We start from the raw sequence: 868 nt of genomic DNA, 5'->3' as shown, positions 1-868 counted from the left end.
CGCAAATTATGGCTTATGCCGACAACAGTTATGCCACGGGTTTAAGCTTTACGGATTTAGACAAGGTAATAGGATTAACTGGACTAAATGCGAATAACCACATTTATTACCAGACCTTGATTGCCGCAGAGGTTGGCAGCAATGTCGACACCAGTGCTAAATTGCAAACCTTGATCACCAGTGCCAACGCCAGTCAATCTCAAATTGACACGATCAGCCAATATGCCGCAAGTGATAATGCTGATGCCTTGACCATCGCCATGCTACAAGGGATTGCAGGCTTGAGCGTTGACACGAATAACCTGTCTTTCTACCAAGATTTCATTGTAGAAAGCGAGGCGTCAGACGTCAGCGATCTTGTCAAATTACAAACCCTGATCGATGACGCTGATGCCTTTGCGCTCGATCCACAATGGGCAGTGACAGGGCAAGTGGTGGCGAACAACATCAGCGGCGCAACAGTGCGTGTGTTTGCGATTGAATCAGGCGTGAAAGGTGCCGATATTACTCATACAGAAGGCACTACCGATGCCAACGGTGCCTTCAGCATGGCGATTGTGCCGACTGCGCTTCCGGTGATGATGGAAATTACTGGCGGTGTCTACATTGATGAAGCAACGGGTATTTCACTCAATAACGGCACGCTCACCACAGTGTTGCCAGAGATTGCGCGCCGAGATAGCGTGACCGTGTCACCATTGACGGATATTGCGGCAAAAGTCGCGGCAACGGATCTGAGCGTAACAGGCATTAACAGCGCCAATGCACTGATTGCCAGTACTTTCTTAGATTCTGCTAATGCCGATGATGTGTTTGCGATTGCGCCAGCGGCGATGAACGCCACCGGCTCAGGCATTGAACAGCAATA

Annotated in this window: 1 protein-coding gene; it reads left to right on the top strand. The window is 49.5% G+C overall.

The window, feature by feature from the left end; translation table 11 throughout:
• Positions 1–868, top strand: an 868-nt coding sequence (locus VTH8203_RS17955) for a hypothetical protein (RefSeq protein ID WP_208617773.1), incomplete at both ends; no start/stop codon positions are given.

This window comes from Vibrio thalassae, from assembly GCF_900089835.1.
GTDB lineage: Bacteria > Pseudomonadota > Gammaproteobacteria > Enterobacterales > Vibrionaceae > Vibrio > Vibrio thalassae.
The sequence above is the reverse complement of the archived record's forward strand: the minus strand, read 5'-3'. Positions and strand labels throughout refer to the sequence as shown.